Genomic DNA, 19,246 nt, shown 5'->3' on the forward strand with positions numbered 1-19,246 from the left:
AATGAACCCAGTATACAATCGAAGGTGTTTTGCATGCCCAAAACGTACATTCAAATCATTAGGGGGGGGATTCAAATGAAAGTCGATATCATCATCCATGGCGGTCATATGCTGACGATGGAAGGTAAGGGTGTGGGTTATATCGAAGACGGTGCCGTTGCCATCAGACACAACCGGATCGAAGCGGTCGGTACTTCAAAAGAGATTATGGAGAACCATACGGCGGAAAGGTACATCGATGCCGCGGGCAAGCTGATCATGCCGGGCCTGATTGATGCGCATATCCATACCGGCCTCAGCATTTTCAGGGGTGTGGCGCAGGATATGTCGGACTGGATGCAGAAAGGTCTGTGGCCATTCCAGAAGCATCTCCGTCCGGAGGAGGCCGTCAAAGGTTCGATGGTCAACATCATTGAGGGCATCCGTGCCGGGACGACGACGTTCTGCGACTATGACGGCAGGATGGATTTGATCGTGGACAACTACAAACAGATCGGTGCCCGTGCAAGGGTGGCTGAAATGGTCAATGAAATCCCGGCCAACCTGGGTGACCTCCCGGTCGGCGAGCTCTACCCGTTCAACCCGTCCATCGGCGAAGAGAAATTGAACCGTAATCTCACGCTGTATGACAATCACCATAACGTAGAAGATGGACGCATCAGCGTCATCCTCGGTCCCCACGGCCCGGATATGATGAGCCTTGAACTGCTGGGTGAAATAAAAGACCATGCAGAAAGACTGGATACGCAGATGCATATGCACGTTGCGCAGGGTGACCGGGAGATCGATCAGATGGTCAAGCGGTACGGGAAGCGGAGCATTGAATTTCTGGATGAGCACGGCTTCCTTGATGAGCGGCTGATTGCGGTCCACCTCACCGAGGCGACACAGGCGGAAACTGAGCGTGTCGCACGGAGCGGTGCCGGTATGGTCTACTGCGCCGGGAGCATCGGCATCATCGACGGGCTCGTCCCGCCTGTCCAGCAGTTCCTCGATGCCGGCGGCAGTGCGTGCCTCGGTTCCGACCAGGCACCCGGCAACAACAGCAACAACATGTTCAACGAAATGAAATTCGCAGCGATATTGAATAAGGTCAAATATGAAGATTCGCGCGTGTTCAATGCCACACAGTCACTCCGGATGGCGACGATTGAAGCGGCGAAAGTCATGGGTCTCGGGGATGAGACCGGAAGCCTTAAGCCCGGCAAGAAGGCGGATATCATACTGATCGATCTCACCGCTCCGACTTTCTTCCCTGTGCTCACCAAACCCATACGGAACATCGTCCCGAACCTCGTCTATTCCGCACGCGGGGATGAAGTCGAGACCGTCATCATCGACGGGAAAGTCGTCATGGAGGACAGGAAGATTCTGACCATCGACGAGCAGTTGAAAATCTCTGAAGCACAGAGCGCCGCAGAAGACATTGCCGCCCGTGCAGAGCCGGACATCCTTAAAGCGGACAGCGATATATTGAAGATGGTCCGGGAAGACTTGTTATAAATGAGAACACCAAAAACGGGGCGCTGTATTCATACATGCACCGCCCCGCACTTCGTTCCAATTCCTCACTCCTCAAAGTATTCGAGCGCCTTCTCAATCTCCTCACCCACGAACGGCGCGAGCGTCTCCGAGTAGGTCTTCGTGATATGGTGGTCATCCCTGTAGACCAGGACGTTGCCGATGATCGGCTTGCACACGTCGCCTTCACAGAATTTATCGGTCAGGTCGGCGTAATAGACGTTGCTCAGATTCAGTTGATCGATCTCTTCCGTGAGGTCTTCGAGATCATTTTCCATATAACAGCCTTCGTTGTCCTCGCCGTATTGCTCTACACAGCCGGGGATGTCATATTCGGCCCTTGGATTGTCTTTGATGGCGAAAACATTCACACCTTCTTCTTCAAGCCCGGCCCATTTCTCTGCATACCCTTCAGGGAGACCGTCCCATTCTGTGGCATCCGCGGTCGTGAACACAAGATCCGGTTGCTCCTCTACCAATTCTTTCGTCACGTTCCCGACCCACTCCTCGCAAGTCCTCTGGGCAGCGGGCGTGGTCATCAGGTATGCCTCGGCAGAGAACCTGCAGACGCTCTTCGTGTAATTCAAGATCTTCACATCGTTCTCCTCCGCATAGACTTCCAAGGCAGGCAGCCAGTGCGTACTGTGGGAACCGCCGACCAGGGCAATCGTCCGGTCCGGGTTTTCCGTCTCCCCGTATTCACACTGGATGACATCCGACTTCTCCACGTGCTGGTGGCATCCGTCGGCATAGCTTCTCGGCAGGTCATCCTTCACATGCATCAGCTGAGGCATATAGTCAACATCGGGATCCGCTTCGACGCCGGGGGCAAACACCATTGCGCCTGGATGATCGCCGGGATCACTGTAGGCTGCACTCGCGACACCGTTTTGCAGTTCATTGATATGGTGATTCCACACACCCGATAAAATGATGATTGGGGAGGCGATGCCGACGAGCACCAATGCAGTTTTGGGCTTGGACATCACCTTCCTGTCCCTGATCGGCTTTTCGACGATATGGGTGGTGAGATATGAAAGCACAACCGCAATCAAAATGATCGAGACCCCGTCCACTATCGATGCGGACGCATTTCCTGTAATGTTGTAGTACAGTATCAGCAAAGGCCAGTGCCACAAATAAAAACCATATGATATACTGCCGAATTTCACTAAAGGCTTTGAACCGAGTATTTGATACACACTGAGTTTACCGCCATTATTCCCCGCCAGCAGTATCAGCACCGCCGAGGCCACCGGCCACAACGCTGCATACCCCGGGAAGACGGTGGACACCTGAAGTATCAATCCGCAGCTGACGAGTCCGATGAAACCGATCCATCCGAAGATGAAGCTCATCGATTTATTCAAAACGATGTTGCCGATGATCAGGAATAAAATCCCCCCGGTCGCAAATTCCCACACCCTTGCGAAAGTATCAAAATATGCCCAGGGCTGATTGACGGTGGTAATATAGACCGAGTAGCCGAAGGATGCGATGAACATCGTGATCAATATGATGAATAATGACTTGCGGGGCGCAATCTTCAGCCGCTTTGCGATGAAGACCGCAATGAGCAGCACCGCCGTCCAGATGATATAAAACTGGAACTGTGTACTCATCGCCCAGAAATGCTGGACCGGGCTCGCCACGTTGTTCTGCGCCAGATAATCGACCGAGTTGAAGGCAAGCATCCAGTTTTCAACGTAGAACATCGCCGCCAGTATTTCCCTGAGCGTATCGCTCCATTGGGACTGCGGCAACCATAAAAAGCTCATAATCAGAATGAACAATAATACCGTAAAAGCGGTTGGAAACAGCCGCTTCCCGAGCTTCAGCAGATAGCCGGTGACATCGATGCTGCCTGTGCGTTCATACATACCGAGTAAAGATGCGGTGATCAAAAATCCTGAAACGACGAAAAACACATCCACGCCGCCGGAGACATTGCCGAGCCATATGTGGTAGATCGCAATCAGGATCGCAGCAACCGCCCGTACCCCTTCAATCTCCGGCCTGAATTTCCTTTCCGGCACTTTATATAAATCCATTACTCCCCCTCCATCCCCTGTTATGTAGATAAACACTTCGAAGCGGTTCAAGTATTTTTGACAGGTCTCAGAAGTTTATATCGGTATGGCATCATTGATGCCATAGACACAAATAATTGGGAGAGCGGAAAATCATCATTGTGTAATAGATTGATATAAGTGTAATAATTCATTTCTATTTGAAGTCATTATACCACGTTGTTCAAAATAAGTATTCATTACTCAGTCATTTTCATGAAATTTTTATTCTTTATTTGAAAAGGAGCCGGAGAAAATGTACTGAAAACACCAAAGCAAGAAACAGAATACCATCAAACAACCTTTCACAAATAAACAAACTTCTCACCGCTCGACAATCTTCCCCTTAAAATTATTCACCATCTTCGCAGCACCACTCTCGCCTTCAATAACTCCCATCAACTGACGATAGGCGTTTTGAGCTATCGCCTCAATCGGCTGGGCGATGGTCGGAAGGCCCGGATTATAAACACCGGCAAGGGGGAGGTCGTCTATTGCGATCATTTTGTTCGATTCAACCAAATCCAACTCCTGCTGCTTCGCATACTCCAAAAAGGTCATCAAAGCGAAGTCATTGGCGAGTATGATGCCGTTCGACCGTCCGACTATGAATTCTTCCTCTATACGGTTGTACAATTCTTCATTTTCACCCGTAATGACTTTCCCTTTGGGTGCGAGCTTCTTGAAAGTCTCAAGACGCTCGGTGCGCGGGGTGATGTCCATGGCATTGGAGGCACCGATATAATAGTAGTTTTGAACTTTCTGTCTGGTCAGATAATCATAAGCGATTCCCACTGCATGCCGGTTATCCAATTTAAAAGAAGGTATATACACGCCTTCCATAAAACGGTCGATGAAGACGACCGGGAATTTCTGCTCGGCGAGTTTTCTGTATAGCGCATCATTCCCTTCAGTCGGCATGATAATCAAACCGTCGACCTGCTTCTCAAGCAGATTGTTGATGTACTTTTCTTCTTTCACCGGGTCATCGTCCGCGTTGCATATGATAAGGCTGTAGCCGTCAGCATCGCAGTCGTCTTCAATCTTTCGGGTCACGGACACGGCGAAATGATGTAGGATGTTCGAGACGATGATGCCGATTGTCCGGGTGGACCGCTTCTTCAGATTGCGCGCCATGAAGTTCGGCCGGTACCCGAGCTCCCGCACCGACGCCTCAATCCTTCTTTTCGTCTCCTCCCCCATATAGCTGTACCGCCCGTTGATGTACTGGGAAACCGTACTGGTGGAGACGCCGGCATGCTCTGCGACATCTTTGATAGTGATTCTTTTCATGTTATAATGCTCCTAAATGATAAAACGTTTTAGTAAATCGTTTTAGTAGTAATTCAAATGTATACTCTCTTGTGTATATCGTCAAGATGATTAATTTTAAGGAGTGGAATTTATGAAGAAATATGAAATATTGAAACAGATCAAAGAGAATTACCTCATTGCGGTCGTCAGGGGCCAGGGTTTCGACGATACCGTCAAAATGATTGAAGGCATCATCGAAGGCGGCATCAAGAATATTGAAATCACCTACACGACACCGAAGGCGGGCGAACTCATCGAGCACTTCGCAGAACAACCAGGCATATGCGTCGGTGCAGGCACGGTCATGTCCGTCGGCACCGCCGATGCAGCGATCCGCAGCGGCGCCCGCTATGTCGTGAGCCCGCACTTCGATGCGGAAGTCTCCGAACTGTGCAACTTGAATCAGATCCCTTACCTGCCGGGCTGTGCCACGGCGACGGAAATCACTGCTGCGATGAAATCCGGTGTGGACGTCATCAAAATCTTCCCGGGCGGGGTGCTCGGCGCTTCATTCATCAAGGACATCAAAGGGCCGATTCCGCACGCAAACCTTATGCCGTCGGGTGGTGTCAATAAAGAAAACATGTCCGAATGGATGGCGAACGGCGCGTTTGCGATCGGCATCGGCAGCGCCCTCGCAAAAGGCTATGACGGTTCAAACCCTGAAGTCGTCAAAGAAAATACGGAGAGCTTCGTCGCAAGATACCAGGAATTGACGGAAGGAGAATAGACATGAAATTCATTACTTTCGGTGAAATCATGATGCGGTTGAGCACGGAGACTTCCGCCACCTTCAAAACCGCCAATCAGTTCAACATCAATATCGGCGGCAGCGAGATGAATGTTGCCATGAGTCTCGCCGCTTCAGACATCGACACCTCAATGATCACTGCCCTGCCGGACAACGGGTTCGGCCAGCGTACAGTGTCCCTGCTCAAAAGCAACAACATCAACACCGAGCACATCAACATGCAGGGTGCACGCATGGGGACATACTTCCTCGAGCAGGGGTTCAACCTCCGCCCTTCCGCCGTCATCTACGACAGGAAGTACTCGAGCTTCGAACAGTCCAGCATTGAAGATTACGATTTCGAAAGCATCTTCGAAGGCCGCGACTGGTTTCATTTCAGCGGCATCACCCCTGCACTCAACCTCGAGCTGCAGGCGATACTGCTGGAGGCATTGAAGGCAGCTAAAAGTAAGGGCATGACCGTCAGTGCCGACCTGAACTTCAGGGGGAATCTCTGGAGTTTCGAGGAAGCCAGACGCACGATGCCCCAGTTCATCCATTACTGCGATGTCATATTCGGCTATGAACCGCTGGAACTGATCGAGGACGGCACAGACATCAAGGACGGCCTTGAACGCAATCCGGATGCTGATACCCTCAAGCCGATACTCGAGAAGATCAGCAATCATTATAAGATCAAACACATCGCCTTCACCCAGCGCACGGTCATCCATTCCAATAAAAACATCATCAAAGGGATGATGTACACGGACGGCGGAATCACTGAAACGGAATCCTACGAAGTGGACATCCTGGATCGAATCGGCACCGGAGATGCATACACAGCAGGCATCATCCACGGCCTGATGAACAATCTAAGCCACGAAGAAACCATTAAAAATGCGCTCGGCAACATGCTCTACAAACATACGATCAGCGGCGACTTCCTGACCGAGGACATCTCCGGCATGCACACCGTGCTGGATGCAACGAGTGAAGTGAAGCGGTAAAACTTTATAGACAATAAAAAGACTCCCCTCATCGTTTTGAAGGGAGTTCTTCATTTGCAATTAAACACCGGAATAAGCGGAGAATCCGCCGTCCACCGGTATCGTGATGCCCGTGACGAATCCTGAAGCTTTCTCGTCCGCCAGGTAAAGCAGTGTGCCGAGCAGTTCCTCCGGTTCGCCGAAGCGGCCCATCGGCGTCGCACCGATGATCTTATGGCTGCGGTCGGTGAGGTTGCCGTCCTGGTCGAAGAGGAGGTCTTTATTCTGCTTCGTCGCAAGGAAGCCCGGCGCGATCCCGTTCACCCGGACGCCCGTTTTCGACATATAGACGCTCAGCCACTGGGTGAAGTTCGTCACCGACGATTTCGCCCCGCTGTATGCCGGTATTTTAGTGAGCGGCGTGAACGCATTCATCGATGAAATATTGATGACCGTTGCATGTTCTTTCGTTGCCATATCTTTCCCGAAAATCTGGGAAGGGATCAGCGTGCCGAGGAAGTTCAGCTTGAAGACGAAGTCGATGCCGTCGGTGTCGAGTGCGAAGAAGTTCTTCACATCCGGGTCATCGAGTTTATCGAGATCCAGGTACTCGTCTTCCGTCGAGGCGGAAGGATGGTTGCCGCCCGCACCGTTGACAAGTATATCGCATGTGCCGAGCGCATCATTGATCGTCGCACGTGCCGCTTCGACCGATGACTTATCCGTCACGTCACAGCTGACGGCGATCGCTTCCCCGCCCGAGCTCTTAATCTCTTCAGCGACACTCTCACACGTCTCGAGCGTCCGGCCGAGTACCGCGACTTTCGCCCCCGCTGCCGCAAGTGCCCTGCAGAAATAAGACCCGATGACCCCGCCGCCGCCTGTAACGACGGCTACTTTGCCGCTCAAGTCTATCTGTGTATTGATATTCATATTATTCCTCCTGTAATTCATTATGAGTTTGTCCACTGTGCTTCTGTTTGGTAGAATTAGTTCAATAACCATACTAAAATGAGGTGCCTTCAATGGTAACAGGTGATGCAAACTACATTAAATCCATGAACCGTCGGCTTGTGCTGGAAGATATCATCCGCAGCAGGTCGATCTCCCGGGTGAACATCGCAAAACGCACCGGTCTCAACAAGGCGACGGTCTCCTCCCAGGTCAGTTCCCTGATCAACCAGTCCCTCGTCATCGAGAAACCGGTGGAGAACTACCCGCATCCGGGGCGCCGGCCGATCAACCTTGAACTGAATCCAATGAGTACATACACCATCGGCATCGATATCGACCGCGGCCATATACGCATCGTCCTGATCAACCTTAAGGGGATGACGATCTACAACAACATATTCGACTTCGACATCCGGCGCACCGACGAGCTCGCATCACGACTGCCGGAAATACTCGGTCCGATCATCAAGGAGTACAATTCGGTCTATACCCCGAACCGGCTCGCCGGGATCGGCATCAGCCTGCATGGCATTGTGAATGAAAACCATGAACTGCTCTATGCCCCGCCGACACAGTTTGAACTGTCCCCGCTGATCGACATGCTCAAAAACACTTATCAAGTACCCGTGTATGTCGACAACAATGCGAATATGACCGTCCTTGCCGAAAAGTCCTTTACGGACTACCAGTCGAACCTGTTCTCGGTGACGCTTCAAAGCGGCATCGGACTCGGCATACTCCTAAACGATGAAGTCTTCCGCGGCTTCACCGGCTATGCGGGTGAAGTCGGTCATATGATCATCCGGAAAAACGGTGCCGAATGCCGGTGCGGCAATAAAGGATGCTTCGAACAGTATGCTTCCGATGAGGTGTTGAAGCAGGCACTTGCAGATCACAACATCAGCCTGCATGACCATCCGACCTACGCTTCCTTGATGGCGGATCAGAAGACGAAAGCAGTCATCAAAGACTACATTTCTGACCTCGCGGTCGGACTGAATAACATCATCAACATATTCAACCCGAGGAAACTCGTCATCAACAGCCGCATATTCACGCAGTACCCGGAGCTGCTGGATGACTTGAAGCCCACTCTCTCTTCATCATTCATCGACTATGAGGAAATACTCATCTCCCCGCTCGGCGAGCATTCCAGTGCGCTCGGCGCAGCACTCGTGCCGCTTGCGAAGTTCCTGGATGTGAACCACCTGAACCTCAATGCCTACCGCTGAATAAGTGAACCCTCCCTGCATATGCAGGGAGGGATTTTTAATCATTCCGCCTTGTTCACTGTATCGATGATGCCGTTGAGGTAAGCGGCACCGAGTGCACGGTCGTAAAGACCGTAGCCCGGACGTCCCGTCTCGCCCCAGATCATGCGGCCGTGGTCCGGACGGATCGGTGCGTCAACGCCCGCCTGAATCAGCGCATCAACGATGCCCACCATATCGAGCGACCCGTCATGGATGGAATGCGATGTTTCCTGGAAGGATAAGTCCCCCGTCCATTTCACGTTCCTTGCATGGACGAAATGGATGCGCTCTTTAGCGAGTTCGATGATTTCAAACAGGTCATTATCCGGGCTTGCACCGTAGGAACCGGTGCAGAACGTGATGCCGTTATGCCTGCTCGGTACCGCTTCAAACAGCTGACGTAAAGCTCTAGCACCCGTGATGATGCGCGGCAGTCCGAAGATGCCCCATGGCGGATCGTCCGGATGGATGGCCATCAGCACGTCTTCCTCTTCAGCCACCGGAATGATCCGTTCAAGGAAGTAGACCAGGTTTTCAAACAGTTGTTCTTCACTGATTTCCTGATAGGCATCGATGATTTCCTTCAAGTCATCCGTCTGATAGGACAGGTCCCACCCCGGCAATGTCAGTTCGCCGCTCAGCGGGTCGATGTTTTTGACCGTCGCTTCGTCATATTTCAGTGAATTCGATCCATCGTCCAAAGGTGCGGCAAGCTCGGTGCGCGTCCAGTCGAAGACCGGCATGAAGTTATAACAAACCGTCTTGATGCCCGCTTTCGACAAGTTGCGGATCGTCTCCTTGTAGTTTTCAATCAGTTCGTCGCGCCGTCCGCGCCCCATCTTGATGTCCTCATGCACCGGGACCGATTCGATGACATTCAACTTCATGCCATGTGTCGCGATCTGATCCCTCAATTTCAAGATCTCTTCATACGGCCACACTTCCCCTGCAGGAATGTCATAGATTGCCGAGACGATCCCTTTCATCTGCGGGATCTGGCGTATATATTCAAGTGTCACAGGGTCGTCGTTGCCGTACCATCTGAAGCTCATTTCCATTGATATCTCTCCTCCTCAGCCTTCCAGGCCGAAGTAATTTTTCGCATTTAAATAGCAGATGTCTTCCACATACGCTTTCAAAAGATCCTCATCGCTGGGGATCATGCCCTGCTCCACCCACTGCCCGAGCAGCTCACAGAGTATCCTTCTGAAGTATTCGTGGCGCACGAAGCTCAGCATGCTCCTGGAATCCGTCAGCATGCCGATGAATGTCTTGAATGCACCGGCATTCGCGAGCGTCTTCATCTGGTCCATCATGCCGTCATGGTTGTCGTTGAACCACCATGCGGTGCCGAACTGCACTTTGCCTTCCACCCCGCCGGACTGGAAGTTGCCTGCCATCGTCGCCATGATGATGTTGTCCCTCGGGTTCAATGTGTACAAAATCGTCTTCGGCAGTTCATCGGTTTTGTCGACCGCATCGAGGAACCGGCTCAAAGGCTGTGCTACCAGTCCGTCATTGATGGAATCGAATCCGCTGTCCGGACCGGTGCGCTTGAACATCCTTGAGTTGTTGTTCCTGAGCGGCCCGATATGCAGCTGCATCGCCCAGCCGTATGCATGATACCGCTTCGCAAGATGCACGAGCGTATACGTCTTGAACTGTGCGACTTCCTTCTCACTCACGGCACCGCCGCCGAGCACTTTTTCAAATATAACAGCCGCCTCATCAATCGACGCTGCCTCATAAAACATCTCATTGATGCCGTGGTCGGACGCCCGGCAGCCATGGGCATCGAAGTATTCAAGCCGCTTATCCAGCGCCTCCAGAAACTGCTCGTAACTGTCCACGTCCACACCCGACGCAGACGCCAACTTACCAAGCCATTCACCATAATCTTCCGCATCGATCGCCAATGCCTTATCCGGACGGAATGATGGCGAGACCTTCACATCGAACGTCTCGTCTTCCGCAAGCAGCTTGTGGTACTTCAAGTCATCCGCAGGATCGTCCGTCGTACCGAGGAACTCGACATTCAAGTGCTTCAGGATGCTTCTCGGCTTCATGTCCTCATCCGAAAGCATCCGGTTCGTCTGCTCAAAAATGCCGTCCGCCGTTTTCGGGGAAAGGAATTCATCAATGCCGAAAAAGTGCTTCAGCTCGAGCTGCGTCCAGTGCAGCAGCTGGTTGCCGAAGAGCTTGGGCAGTGTCTCGGCGAATGCGTCGAACTTCTCCTTTTCATCCGCATCGCCCGTGATCTTCTCCTCTTCGATGCCTGCCGCCCGCATGGCGCGCCATTTGTAATGGTCGCCGCCGAGCCATACGTCGGTGATGGAGGCATAGTTTTCATTTTCATAAATTTCTTTCGGATCCAGATGATTATGGTAGTCGATGATCGGCATGTCTTTGGCCACATCGTGGTATAACCATTTCGCCGTCTCTGTCGTGAGCAGGAAATCCTTATCTATCATTGTATCTCTCCTAATTGTCATTTATATCAGCTGAGGCCCAGCAGGTTCGGTAAGAACATGCTGAACCAGGGTACGAATGTGATGACCAGCAGCATGATGATCAATGCGATGAAGAAAGGCAGCAGCATCGGAATCACCTTCTCCACCCGGATGTTTGCGACACTCGCTCCGACGAAGAGTGCCGAGCCGACTGGCGGGGTGATGTTGCCGATGCACAGGTTGAACGTCATGATGATGCCGAAGTGGATCGGGTCGATGCCCATATCCATCGCGATCGGCAGGAATATCGGCGTGAAGATCAGCACCGCCGGCGTGATGTCCATGAATGTGCCGATGGCGAGCAGGAAGACCGTCATCAGCAGCAGGATGAATATCGGGTTTTCCGTGATGCCGAGCAGCCCTTCGCTCATCGCCGCCGGCAGTCCCGTATAGGACATGACGAGCGAGAACAGGCCGGATGCCGTGATCAGAAGCAGGATCATGCCGGTGATCTCCACCGTCTCCTTCATGATCAGCGGGAAGTCTTTGAACTTCAGGCTCTTATAGATGATGGACAGGACGGTCGCGTAGATGACGGCGATCGCCGCACCTTCGGTCGCCGTGAATATCCCGGCAACAATGCCGCCGATCACAATGATGATCAGAAAGAGGCTCGGAATGGCTTCGATCGTGAGGAAGCCCTTATCCCGCCATGAAATCCGATCCGCCACCGGGTATTTATATTTCTTTGCATAAATGTAGGCGATGATCATCGTCGTGAGGCCCCACAGTATGCCCGGTATGTAGCCTGCGATGAAGAGCGCCGCGATGGACGTCCCGCCGCTCACGAGCGAGTAGACGATGAGTATCGTCGTCGGCGGGATGATCAGGCCGGCCGGCGCGGAGGCGATATTGACGGCAGCGGAATACTTCTTATCATATCCGCTGTTGGTCTGCATCGGCCCCATGATGCGCCCCATCGCCGCAGCAGATGCCACACTCGAGCCCGCAATCGAACCGAAGAGCATGTTGCCGACGACATTCGTGTGCGCAAGCGATCCCGGCATCCTGCCGACGAGCACTTTTGCGAAGTTGATCAAGCGGAAGGCGATGCCGCCGTTGTTCATGATGATCCCGGCCAGGACGAATAAAGGGATCGCAAGCATCGTGAAGCTGTCCATTTCGGTGACGAGGCGCTGGGCCCCGGTCAGCACCGTCGTATCAAACGGCAGTATGAGCATCAGCGTGAACAATGAACTGAGCAGGATGGCGATCGCGATCGGAAACCCGATCACGAGGAATAGGAGCAGCAGCCCGAAAATCATGATGCCTGCCAATACGGTTGTACTCATACGCTTGTCACATCCTCTTCTTCTGTCATCGCGGTGCGCTCGATCGTCATGATGTTATATACGGTATAGAATAAAATGATCACGCCCGACACGGGGAGTGCCGAGTAGACGAAGCCCATGGAGATGCCCGTCGCCGGCGCAATCTGCGGGATCGTCAGCATCGTTATCCTGATGCCGCCGTAGATGAAGACGACGATCGCTGTCAGAAGCACGGCGAACTGCGCCAGGTATGTCAGGAACAGCTGCACTTTCCATGGGAACTTTTCACGTATGAATAAAATCGTAATATGCTTATTCTGTCCGAATACATAGGCGGCACCGAGCAGCGTGAACCAGATCAGGGTGTATCTGATGATCTCTTCACTGAGCGTACTCGGGTCGTTCAGTATGTATCTCGCGATGACCTGCCACACCGCAAGGAGCGTCATGGCAACGATCGCGATACTCGCAAAACCGAGGATCACTTTGTCCACGGTCAGTTTAATTTGCTTCATCATCTTCCCCCCTGAACATTTCATAGATCGGTGCCATCGTTTCATCCTGCTTCATCTCTTCGTGAAGCGGTTGGGATGCTTCGATGAATGAGGACTTGTCGACTTCCCTGAACTCGACACCCATTTCATTCTGGGCGACGTCTTCCGCTTCACGCGTCGCCTCAGCCCACACCACTTCGTGGAATTCGTTCGCAGAATCCGACGCGTCATAGATGATTTCACGGTGTTCATCCGACATCTCATCGAGAAGTGCCTTGTTCATGATGAACATATCCGGTACGACCGTGTGCTCGGTATAGATCCAGTAATCCGCCACTTCACCGTGACGGCTGCTCACAAGTGAAGTCAAGTTGTTCTCTGCAGCATCGATGATGCCCGACTGCAGTGCAGTATAGACTTCACCGTAGCCCATCGGCGTCGCCGTACCTCCGAGTGCCTCGATCATATTGACGCTCGCAGCACTCGGCTGAACACGCACCTTGAGGCCTGCCATATCATCCGTACTCTCGACCACACGGTCAGCGGTGTACAGGCTGCGCATGCCGGCATCGAAGTAAGTCAAGCCGACGAACCCGATGTCTTCTGAAGACTGATAAAGGACGTTCGCAATTTCCGGATCATTCATCTTCTCTTTGAATTCGTCCTCTGACTCAAACAGATAAGGCAGGTTGAAGATCGAATACTCCGGACGGAAACTTTCCAGTGCTGCAGCACTGACCTTCGTCGCATCCACCGCACCCGTCTGCGTCAGCTCGATCACTTCCCTCTCGCTGCCGAGCTGCTCATTGGCGTAGATTGTGACCTGCATGTCACCGTCGGAATTGGTTTCGACTTCTTCCTTGAAGTGCTCTAAAGACGCATGGACCGGATGGTCTGTCGCATGGTTGTGCGCAAGCGTGATATCATGCCTGTCCGCATCCCCCGCCGTACTGTCGGTGCAAGCGCCGAGAAACAATATGAAGACGCTTACAAAAACTATATAATATCTCATCATATTCAAAAACTCCTGTAATTTTAATAGTTTAATGGTACAACTAATTATATTTAAAAGCAATGTTCAAATTGAAAACATTTGTTATATTTAGTTTTTTTAATAAACTATGTGGGATCATACAAGAATACATAACGAAGACGCAAAATTTTACATGATACAGCCCACTGAAAAAAATCCCCTGCAGCCTTACGGTCTGCAGAGAATTTAAACTGAAATCCACAACAAAAACAATCTCTCACTCCTCAAAATACTCCAGCGCTTTCTCAATCTCCTCGCCCACAAACGGCGCGAGCGTTTCCGAGTAGGTCTTCGTGATATGATGGTCATCCCTGTACACGAGGACATTGCCGATGATGGGTTTACAGACATCGTCTTCACAGAATTTATCGGTCAAATCGGCATAGTAGACGTTGCTCAGATCGAGCTGATCGATCTCGTCCGTGAAGTCTTCGAGATCATTTTCCAGATAACAGCCTTCGTTGTCCTCGCCGTATTGCTCTACACAGCCGGGGATGTCATATTCGACCCTTGGATTATCCTTGATGGCGAAAACCTTCACACCTTCTTCTTCAAGCTCGGCCCATTTCTCTGCATAGCCTTCAGGAAGACCCTCCCATTCTGTGGCATCGGCCGTCGTGAACACAAGATCCGGTTGCTCCTCCACCAATTCCTTCGTCACATTCCCGACCCACTCTTCGCATGTCCTCTGGGCAGCGGGTGTGGTCATCAAGTAAGACTCGGCAGAGAACCTGCAGACGCTCTTGGTGTAATTCACTATTCTCGTGTTGCTTTCCTGTGCATAGACTTCCAGAGCAGGCAGCCAGTGGGTGCTGTGGGAACCTCCGACCAGGGCGATCGTCCGGTCCGGATTTTCCGTCTCCCCGTATTCACACTGGATGACATCCGACTTCTCCACGTGCTGGTGGCATCCGTCGGCATAGCTTCTCGGCAGGTCATCTTTCACATGTATCAGCTGAGGCAGATAATCAACATCGGGATCCGCTTCGACGCCGGGCGCAAACACCATTGCGCCTGGATGATCGCCGGGATCACTGTAGGCCGCACTCGCGACACCGTTTTGCAGTTCATTGATATGGTGATTCCATACACCGGCTAAAATGATGATTGGGGAGGCGATGCCGACGAGCAGCAATGCCGTTTTGGGCTTGGACATCACCTTCCTGTCCCTGATCGGCTTTTCGACGATATGGGTGGTGAGATATGAAAGCACAACCGCAATCAAAATGATCGAGACCCCGTCCACTATCGATGCGGACGCATTTCCTGTAATGTTGTAGTACAGTATCAGCAAAGGCCAGTGCCACAAATAAAAACCATATGATATACTGCCGAATTTCACTAAAGGCTTTGAACCGAGTATTTGATACACACTGAGTTTACCGCCATTATTCCCCGCCAGCAGTATCAGCACCGCCGAGGCCACCGGCCACAGTGCGGCATACCCCGGGAAGACGGTGGACACCTGAAGTATCAATCCGCAGCTGATGAGTCCGATGAAACCGATCCATCCGAAGATGAAGCTCATCGATTTATTCAAAACGATGTTGCCGATGACCAGGAATAAGATCCCGCCGGTCGCAAATTCCCACACCCTGGCGAAAGTATCAAAGTATGCCCATGGCTGATTGACGGTGGTGATATAGACCGAGTAGCCGAAGGATGCGATGAACATCGTAATCAATATGATGAATAGTGACTTGCGGGGCGCAATGTTCAGCCGCTTTGCGATGAAGACCGCAATGATCAGCACCGCCGTCCAGATCATGTAAAACTGGAACTGTGTACTCATCGCCCAGAAATGCTGGACGGGGCTCGCGACATTGTTCTGCGCCAGATAATCCACCGAGTTGAAGGCAAGCATCCAGTTCTCAACATAGAATAATGCGGCAATGATTTCCCTGACGGTGCCTGCCCATTGCGACTGGGGCAGAAACAAAAAGCTCGTGACGAGAATGAACAATAATACCGTAAAAGCGGTTGGAAACAGCCGCTTCCCGAGCTTCAGCAGATAGCCGGTGACATCGATGCCGCCTGTGCGTTCATACATACCGAGTAAAGAAGCGGTGATCAGAAATCCTGAAACGACAAAGAACACATCCACGCCGCCGGAGACGTTGCCGAGCCATATGTGGTAGATCGCAATCAGGATCGCAGCGACCGCCCGTACCCCTTCTATCTCCGGCCTGTACTTCCTTTCCGGCACTTTATATAAATCCATTACTCCCCCTCCATCCCCTGTTATGTAGATAAACACTTCGAAGCGGTTTAAGTATTTTTGACAGGTCTCAGAAGTTTATATAATTATGGAATTATTCATGCCATCGGCACAAACAATTGGGAGAGCGGAAAATCATCATTGTGTAATAGATTGCTTACGGCGCTCTAATGTTACCACTGCGTCGGAGCTTTTGATACCACCCGAATCGCACACCATGTTACCACCTGAATCGGACCAGATGTACCCACTTAATCCTCTTTTAGAGGATTGTTTTTTATGTTTAACTTTTTCAATCTAATTAGTGCTATAAATATTTTATGCCGCATCAAAGCGGCATAAAACATTTATGGAGGTGGCAGTCAATGCCCAATTATTTAGAAATTGTCAGATTGACCGAACTATCGTTCAGTCAAAGAAAAATCAGTGACATGGTCGGTTCCGGTCGGCCGGTCATTAAACGTACCATCGATACTGCGAAACAGCACAAACTTACTTATAAGGAGTTGAGTGGCTGGGAGGCCGACCGGATCGATACATTTTTCGGACCCAAGCCGTCGACATCCAGTCAACGGGAGATGCATTACACCATGCCGGATTATGCGGCTTTATCCAAGTCGCTCGCTCAACCTGGGGTGACGATGCAGTTACTGTGGGAAGAGTATGTGGATGTCTGTCGGCATAATCATCAACCATACTATCGTCTGACACAGTTCAAAAAGCACTTTAATGATTATTTAAGCAAGCAGTCGTTTACGCATGTCATGAAACACAAAGCAGGCGAACGTGTAGAAGTGGATTGGGCCGGCTCAAAAATACGCTGGATCGATCCAGATACCGGGGAAATCATTGATGGTTACCTGTTTGTCGCTGTGCTCCCATTCAGCGGCTACGGGTTCGCTCTGGGGTGTTATGACATGAAGCAGCCCAGCTGGATCGACGCGCATATTCAGATGTTCGAATACTTCCAGGGGGTGCCGATCGTGACTGTACCCGACAATTTGAAGACCGGGATTACGAAGCATACCCGGACGATGCTCAAAATCAACAAAACCTATGAATCGATGGCGAACCATTATCACACCATCATTTTACCCACCCGGGTCCGTAAACCAAAGGACAAACCATCCGTTGAAAACACTGTGAAGTCGTTGACGACGCACATCATTGCACGCATGCGGAATTATCAATGTTTCGGGCTGGATGACTATAATGATTATTTGAGAAAAGAGTTGGATCGTTTCAATCAGAAGCCATTTCAAAAGAAGCCAGGCTCACGGTTCTCCATGTTTAATGATATGGAGCGTGGTGCGCTACACCCCCTGCCGACGATGCCTTTTGAGTACTGTGAATATAAAACGATCAAGGTTTATAATAATGCCCACATCAGTTATCAGAAACATCATTATTCTGTACCGTATCAATACATCGGTCAAAGTCTCAAGCTGAAGATTTATGCGAGAAAGATTCAGGTCTGGGATCAAGACCGGATGTTATGTGAACATGGTACATTGAGTAAGATGCCGGGTGGCTACACGACAGCGGCTGAGCATTTACCTGAAAATAGTGCGACACATGGTCAGTGGAACAGCCAGCGCTATTTGAAGTGGGCACGGCACATTGGCCCGAATGTGCATTTAGTCGTCGAAACGATGTTTTCAGACGGTCCGGAACAACGACACTACAAACGGGTCCATGCATTATTAAAATTGGCAGACACCCATTCAGATTCCGCCCTGAACGATGCCTGCCAACATGCATTGGAACGGTCGGCCACTCCAGGTTATCGATTGATCAAACAACTATTGAATACCGGCACGTCCCACTTAAAGTCTAGCACCCCGGAAAGTCCGGAACAATCCTTTTTGAGAGGTGCGGGCTATTATGAGCAATAATCAATTACGCTTACAAACGATTCTGAGCCAGTTGCGTGAAATGCGTTTGACCACAATGGCGGATGAGCTGCACAGCCTCTATCTTTCAGAGCAGGACCATGCCATGACACCACTGGATTGTTTGGAAATCATCGTTAATGAAGAGTATCAAATCCGGCAGGATAATCGCATTGAACGGTATAAAAAACAAGCCAACCTGTCGCATAAAGAGGCGCAGATTTCAGAAATTCGTTATACAGCCAGCAGAGGGTTACGCAAAGAAAGCGTCGAACAACTATCGACCAACAATTATATTCAACATCACCGTAATGTCATCGTTCAGGGGGCCACCGGCACCGGGAAGAGTTATCTGGCGAATGCGTTGGTCAACCATGCGATTGAATCCGGGTTTACGGGTAAGTATTATCGAATGACTGAACTTCTGAATGATATTGACTTGGCTGAATTTCATGGGAATTTGGACAAACTGTTAAAGAAACTGATGAAAGTGGATGTCCTTGTGATAGATGATTTTCTCCTGACATCCACTAAGGAACAGGAACAGAAACATTTGATGGAAGTCTTTGAATTGCGCAGTCGGGAGAAATCTTTAATTCTATGTTCTCAGATGTCTTCCACTGAGTGGCATAAAAAGCTGGGTGGCGGTGCGATTGCGGACGCCATTCTGGACCGGGCGTGTTCAAATGTAACCGTCAAGTGGTTCTGAACACTTTCCGCTCATTAATTCTGAACACTTTTTGCTTGAAACAATGTTTTTCGATGTTTGATTCTATGACTGTCGCCGTCCAAGTGAAGGACTTCAGAGCGATGGAGCAGGCGATCTAAAATCGCGGTCGTAATCCCCTGATCTCCCAGTAATTCTCCCCACTCCTCAGGTCCTTTGTTTGAGGTGAGTATGACAGCACTCCTTTCGTAAAGATGGTTCACCAGATGAAAAAAGAGATTGGCTTCATTCTGGTCCATGGCCATATACATTAAGTCGTCGATGATGATCA

Annotated in this window: 16 protein-coding genes; 6 read left to right on the top strand and 10 right to left on the bottom strand. The window is 50.9% G+C overall.

Translation table 11 applies throughout. The features are described 5' to 3' along the window. Positions 1 to 75: 75 nt before the first annotated feature. Complete coding sequence (locus tag BUA12_RS04610) at positions 76 to 1,503, top strand: amidohydrolase family protein (protein WP_072708784.1); 1,428 nt, start codon at positions 76 to 78, stop codon at positions 1,501 to 1,503. Between the two features lie 65 nt (positions 1,504 to 1,568). Here BUA12_RS04610 and BUA12_RS04615 read toward each other — a convergent pair whose 3' ends face one another. After that, entirely contained in the window at positions 1,569 to 3,572 is a 2,004-nt protein-coding gene (locus BUA12_RS04615; RefSeq protein WP_072708786.1) for an acyltransferase family protein, read from the bottom strand. A 342-nt stretch (positions 3,573 to 3,914) separates the two neighbouring features. Then, entirely contained in the window at positions 3,915 to 4,883 is a 969-nt protein-coding gene (locus BUA12_RS04620) for a LacI family DNA-binding transcriptional regulator (protein WP_072708788.1), read from the bottom strand. A 112-nt stretch (positions 4,884 to 4,995) separates the two neighbouring features. Here BUA12_RS04620 and BUA12_RS04625 point away from each other — a divergent pair, with 112 nt between their 5' ends. Next, positions 4,996 to 5,634 carry a bifunctional 2-keto-4-hydroxyglutarate aldolase/2-keto-3-deoxy-6-phosphogluconate aldolase gene (locus BUA12_RS04625; protein WP_072708790.1) on the top strand — a complete coding sequence of 213 codons (639 nt, stop codon included), beginning with the start codon at positions 4,996 to 4,998 and terminating at the stop codon, positions 5,632 to 5,634. A gap of 2 nt (positions 5,635 to 5,636) precedes the next feature. Then, positions 5,637 to 6,644 carry a sugar kinase gene (locus tag BUA12_RS04630; protein ID WP_072708792.1) on the top strand — a complete coding sequence of 336 codons (1,008 nt, stop codon included), beginning with the start codon at positions 5,637 to 5,639 and terminating at the stop codon, positions 6,642 to 6,644. A gap of 60 nt (positions 6,645 to 6,704) precedes the next feature. On the opposite strand, the gene BUA12_RS04635 is transcribed toward BUA12_RS04630, so the two are convergent. Beyond that, positions 6,705 to 7,556 carry an SDR family oxidoreductase gene (locus BUA12_RS04635; RefSeq protein ID WP_072708794.1) on the bottom strand — a complete coding sequence of 284 codons (852 nt, stop codon included), beginning with the start codon at positions 7,554 to 7,556 and terminating at the stop codon, positions 6,705 to 6,707. A gap of 92 nt (positions 7,557 to 7,648) precedes the next feature. Here BUA12_RS04635 and BUA12_RS04640 point away from each other — a divergent pair, with 92 nt between their 5' ends. Further along, on the top strand, positions 7,649 to 8,809 hold the full coding sequence (locus BUA12_RS04640) for an ROK family transcriptional regulator (protein ID WP_072708796.1): 1,161 nt from the start codon (positions 7,649 to 7,651) through the stop codon (positions 8,807 to 8,809). Positions 8,810 to 8,850: 41 nt separating this feature from the next. On the opposite strand, the gene uxuA is transcribed toward BUA12_RS04640, so the two are convergent. From uxuA to BUA12_RS04670, 6 genes are all read right to left on the bottom strand, one after another. Further along, positions 8,851 to 9,888: a mannonate dehydratase gene (uxuA, locus tag BUA12_RS04645; protein ID WP_072708798.1), complete on the bottom strand. Its 1,038-nt coding sequence runs from the start codon at positions 9,886 to 9,888 to the stop codon at positions 8,851 to 8,853. 15 nt (positions 9,889 to 9,903) lie between these two features. Further along, complete coding sequence (gene uxaC, locus BUA12_RS04650) at positions 9,904 to 11,301, bottom strand: glucuronate isomerase (RefSeq protein ID WP_072708800.1); 1,398 nt, start codon at positions 11,299 to 11,301, stop codon at positions 9,904 to 9,906. 26 nt (positions 11,302 to 11,327) lie between these two features. Beyond that, a complete protein-coding gene (locus BUA12_RS04655) occupies positions 11,328 to 12,632 on the bottom strand; it encodes a TRAP transporter large permease (RefSeq protein ID WP_072708803.1) in 1,305 nt (434 codons plus the stop codon). Continuing rightward, on the bottom strand, positions 12,629 to 13,126 hold the full coding sequence (locus tag BUA12_RS04660) for a TRAP transporter small permease (protein ID WP_072708805.1): 498 nt from the start codon (positions 13,124 to 13,126) through the stop codon (positions 12,629 to 12,631). The genes BUA12_RS04655 and BUA12_RS04660 overlap by 4 nt, the downstream gene beginning before the upstream one ends. Continuing rightward, a complete protein-coding gene (locus tag BUA12_RS04665; RefSeq protein ID WP_072708807.1) occupies positions 13,113 to 14,120 on the bottom strand; it encodes a TRAP transporter substrate-binding protein in 1,008 nt (335 codons plus the stop codon). The genes BUA12_RS04660 and BUA12_RS04665 overlap by 14 nt, the downstream gene beginning before the upstream one ends. Positions 14,121 to 14,355: 235 nt before the next feature. Further along, positions 14,356 to 16,359: an acyltransferase family protein gene (locus BUA12_RS04670; RefSeq protein ID WP_072708809.1), complete on the bottom strand. Its 2,004-nt coding sequence runs from the start codon at positions 16,357 to 16,359 to the stop codon at positions 14,356 to 14,358. Positions 16,360 to 16,721: 362 nt separating this feature from the next. On the opposite strand from BUA12_RS04670, the gene istA reads away from it, so the two are divergent. Both istA and BUA12_RS04680 read left to right on the top strand, forming a co-directional pair. Then, positions 16,722 to 18,251 carry an IS21 family transposase gene (istA, locus tag BUA12_RS04675; RefSeq protein WP_072708811.1) on the top strand — a complete coding sequence of 510 codons (1,530 nt, stop codon included), beginning with the start codon at positions 16,722 to 16,724 and terminating at the stop codon, positions 18,249 to 18,251. Next, positions 18,241 to 18,957 carry an ATP-binding protein gene (locus tag BUA12_RS04680; protein WP_072708813.1) on the top strand — a complete coding sequence of 239 codons (717 nt, stop codon included), beginning with the start codon at positions 18,241 to 18,243 and terminating at the stop codon, positions 18,955 to 18,957. The genes istA and BUA12_RS04680 overlap by 11 nt, the downstream gene beginning before the upstream one ends. Positions 18,958 to 18,971: 14 nt before the next feature. On the opposite strand, the gene BUA12_RS04685 is transcribed toward BUA12_RS04680, so the two are convergent. Continuing rightward, on the bottom strand, positions 18,972 to 19,246 hold a 275-nt coding region (locus tag BUA12_RS04685; protein ID WP_143146080.1), incomplete at its 5' end, for an ATP-binding protein.

Origin of the sequence: Lacicoccus alkaliphilus DSM 16010 (assembly GCF_900142805.1) — a bacterium.
In the GTDB taxonomy this organism is placed as follows: Bacteria; Bacillota; Bacilli; order Staphylococcales; family Salinicoccaceae; genus Lacicoccus; species Lacicoccus alkaliphilus.